This is a genomic window from Armatimonas sp. (assembly GCF_964826245.1).
Genome location: NZ_CBAYMC010000367.1, coordinates 1 through 3,257 on the forward strand (window position 1 = coordinate 1; position 3,257 = coordinate 3,257).

Consider the following 3,257-nt stretch of genomic DNA (forward strand, 5'->3'; position numbering starts at 1 on the left):
CTCGGGCGCTTTGGTTTTGTAACCGAGGCATCTCCCGATAACTTGGACGAAGCCGTTGCCGCGGCGCTGGAAGGCAAGTGTGAGGTTCATGAGCGGATGCTTCTGGAGGGGACGATCTACCGGGGGGGAAGCTCGGTACCTGATCAGCAGATGCTGGCTGTCAACGATATTGTCGTAGCAAGTGGCGCGGTACGGATGGTGCATGTTCACACTTGTGTGGGCGATGACGCCATTGCTACCTACGCTGCCGATGGTGTGATTGTTTCGTCGCCGACGGGCTCGACCGGCTACTCGCTCTCCGCAGGAGGGCCACTGGTGCACCCTGATGTTCGTGCGCTCATGATCACCCCCATCGCGCCGCATACGCTCTCCGCAAGGCCGTTGCTCGTCCCTGACACCGAGACTATCTCCCTCACCATCGAGGCCCAGACCCGCGACGCTGTTGCCGTGACTGCCGATGGCCAGACCGGGCTTTCGCTCACACCGGGCGACACGGTAACAGTCTCACGTGCCCCATTCAACGTCAGGCTGCTGGCGGCAGGTGGCCCGAACTTCTACCAAAAAATAAGAAGCCGCTGGCATTACGCCGAGCGGCTTTCCGGTTAAACTGCCTGGAAATTAGTCGTCGTTGCGGTCGTGCGCCACGGCGTTGCCTTCATCGTAGTTCTGGTAGGTGCCACTGCCACTACCCGACTCCATTCCGAAGTAAACCCGGCGGTTTTCGTTGCTATCCATCAAAATCAGGCTAGGAATGTCCTGGAAAGTGTCGAGCTGCAGGCGCTCGGTGCCACTGCTGTCAAACATCAGTATCCCGGGGTTGCCTTGGCTATTGACCTTCATGTCCATCTTTACTTCGCCACTGTCGTCCACAATCCGAAGCTGGCGCACGGTCAGCACGCTCGCATTGGTATTGGCGGGCACTGCGCTCATCTCATGAACCACCACGGTTCGGGTGGGAAGAAAGGCGCGGACAGCGATGTCTACCACTGCCAGCACGGCGGCTGTTGCCACAATAATCTTAGTCTGTGTTGTCATCCGTTCCATCAGTTGAAGTTCCTCTCCAGGCTGGTTTGGCCTGTGTAGCATTATAGCACTTTCTGTCACAGCCCTATCAGAGTAGATGTTGTTTCTGCCTTGGCTCCAGCCCTGCTTGACCTTCAGCTTCACGAAATCGAGGTAGCCTGTTCCGTATCCGCTACGCGTGGAGCGCCTGCTGCGCCGCTGCGACCGCAGTAGCGATATCTATGGTCGAGATATCCTGGTGCGTGACGAAGCGCAGACGCTGCCCTGCCCCTGAGCACAGAACCCCTACTGCCCATAGCCGCTTGCGAGCATCCTCACCACTCAGGCCCGTACCACGGATATTGGCAAAGACAAGGTTGGTCTCCGGCCAGGGATCGAGTGCCACGCCCGGAAGCTCTGAGAGCTCTTGTGCCAGAAGCTGGGCGTTGGCATGGTCGGTTTCAAGCTGGGAGAGGTGGTTCTGGAGTGCATAAAGCCCACCCGCCGCGACGATCCCACTCTGGCGCATGGCTCCCCCCAAGGCATGTTTCCAGCGCCGCGCTACTTCGATCTGCGCTCGCGTCCCCAAAAGCAGCGCCCCCACGGGAGCACCCAGTCCCTTGGTCAGACAGATCGTCACCGTGTCGAAGTCCTGTACCAGTTGCTGAGCCATCGGCCAAGCCCCCTCGATACCTCCCAGCTTCACCGCCGCATTGAACAGCCGCGAGCCGTCTAGGTGAAGCGCCAGAGAGCTCTCGCGACACACGTCGGCGACGTTCTCAATCTCCTCGGGAGTCCAGACCGTGCCGCCACAGTAGTTATGCGTGTTCTCAATACAGACTAGGCGCGTCGGGGGAAAGTAGGGGCCGCTCGGACGGATCGCTGCTCGTACTTGCGCTCCGGAAAACACGCCCCGCTCGCCGCCCACTGAGTCCAGCGAAACCCCTGAGAAAACCGCCGGTGTCCCGCCCTCAAACAGGCGGATATGGCACTGCTCGTGGCAGATCACCGCATCGCCGGGCTGGGTGTGAATCTTCACCGCGATCTGATTACTCATCGTCGCCGACGGCAGAAACAGCGCCGCTTCTTTATTGAGCTTCTCCACGAGAAAATCCTGGAGCGCTTGCACGGTAGGGTCTTCGCCAAAGTGGTCGTCTCCCACTGGAGCACTAGCCATCGCCGCCCGCATTGCCACTGTAGGCCGGGTCTTTGTGTCGGAATAAAGATCAATCATAATCGAGTGTCAATGCTCCCTTTTCGCTTCCTATTTTAGGTCTCTCCTGAAAGCGCAGCCGGGAGTTCTCTGCATAATCTGGGCTCTGCTCTACCCCAATCCAACGTCGCTCCAGTGACTCCGCGACGGCTCCGGTTGTATTCGACCCCGCAAAAGGGTCTAGGACAACATCCCCTTCTGTGGTGAGAAACTGGATAAAGAAGCGCGGAAGCTCAGCGGGAAAGCGGGCAGGATGGACTTTTTGCCCGATGGCTTTGGTGTCTTTCATGTAGTGGCTGTTGCTCTCATTGTTGCCACACTCAATTAAATTTCCAGGAATCGAACCGCCGCGATCTTCCGCAAATGTTTCCTTGACGTTATGACCTGAGGGCCGCTGCGTTTTCTGAAGCCCACGCTTGATTAGTCTTTCCATGTCTTTACTATAGGGCTTTAAGACGTTGCTATTATTCGCTTTAGGAAACGCTTCTTTGGAGAGCCAGTAGATATATTCTACGGAGTCTTTCACTCGAATGCGGCGCACCGTCACCCATTCGGCAGGAGCGGGCATCTTGGCGGGGTTGTACCAAAAGAACTCCTGTGCTAGATGAAAACCCACCGTATCACACAGAGCAATCAGAAGACGAAAGTGGTAGAGCGAGCGTGTCGGCGAGCCCTGTGTCCATGCTCCTCCGACATTTAAGACGAAGCTGCCTTCTGGCTTGAGAATACGCCGAATCTCGTGGGCAAACGGTAAGAACCACTCGACATACTCCGCTTGGCTTGCATTGCCATACTCTTTCTTGAAGTGTAGAGCATACGGCGGCGATGTCATTACCAGATCAATGCTTTCATCGGGCAGGGAGCGCATTACCTCTAGGCTATCCGCACAGAAAAGCTTTCCAAGATGGGTTGTGTAAAGTGGCGTAAAAGTTGTCATGGACGAGGATATTTTTCTGCGATAAGGGTTCCTAAACTGTCGAACCAAATCGTGCTTTCTATCGAATTAGTCTGCGTAAGAGGATGCATGACTGCAAGCTTTTCT

General features: G+C 56.5%; 4 protein-coding genes. 1 reads left to right on the top strand and 3 read right to left on the bottom strand.

What is annotated here, in order from left to right; all coding sequences use genetic code 11:
• On the top strand, positions 1-606 hold a 606-nt coding region (locus AC1XOS_RS21510), incomplete at its 5' end, for an NAD(+)/NADH kinase (RefSeq protein WP_481964261.1).
• Positions 607-618: 12 nt separating this feature from the next.
• Here AC1XOS_RS21510 and AC1XOS_RS21515 read toward each other — a convergent pair.
• The 3 genes from AC1XOS_RS21515 to AC1XOS_RS21525 form a co-directional block, all read right to left on the bottom strand.
• A complete protein-coding gene (locus AC1XOS_RS21515) occupies positions 619-1,035 on the bottom strand; it encodes a hypothetical protein (RefSeq protein WP_481964262.1) in 417 nt (138 codons plus the stop codon).
• Between the two features lie 160 nt (positions 1,036-1,195).
• Positions 1,196-2,236, bottom strand: a complete 1,041-nt coding sequence (locus tag AC1XOS_RS21520) for a threonine aldolase family protein (protein WP_481964263.1) — start codon at positions 2,234-2,236, stop codon at positions 1,196-1,198.
• Complete coding sequence (locus AC1XOS_RS21525; RefSeq protein ID WP_481964264.1) at positions 2,229-3,152, bottom strand: DNA-methyltransferase; 924 nt, start codon at positions 3,150-3,152, stop codon at positions 2,229-2,231. Before AC1XOS_RS21525 ends, AC1XOS_RS21520 begins: the two co-directional genes overlap by 8 nt.
• Positions 3,153-3,257 lie beyond the last annotated feature (105 nt).

What these genes read in the sequence shown, in the direction of transcription:
- AC1XOS_RS21515 (WP_481964262.1), bottom strand. Translation starts at nt 1,035, where the DNA reads ATGACAACACAGACTAAGATTATTGTGGCAACAGCCGCCGTGCTGGCA.
- AC1XOS_RS21520 (WP_481964263.1), bottom strand. Translation starts at nt 2,236, where the DNA reads ATGATTGATCTTTATTCCGACACAAAGACCCGGCCTACAGTGGCAATG.
- AC1XOS_RS21525 (WP_481964264.1), bottom strand. Translation starts at nt 3,152, where the DNA reads ATGACAACTTTTACGCCACTTTACACAACCCATCTTGGAAAGCTTTTC.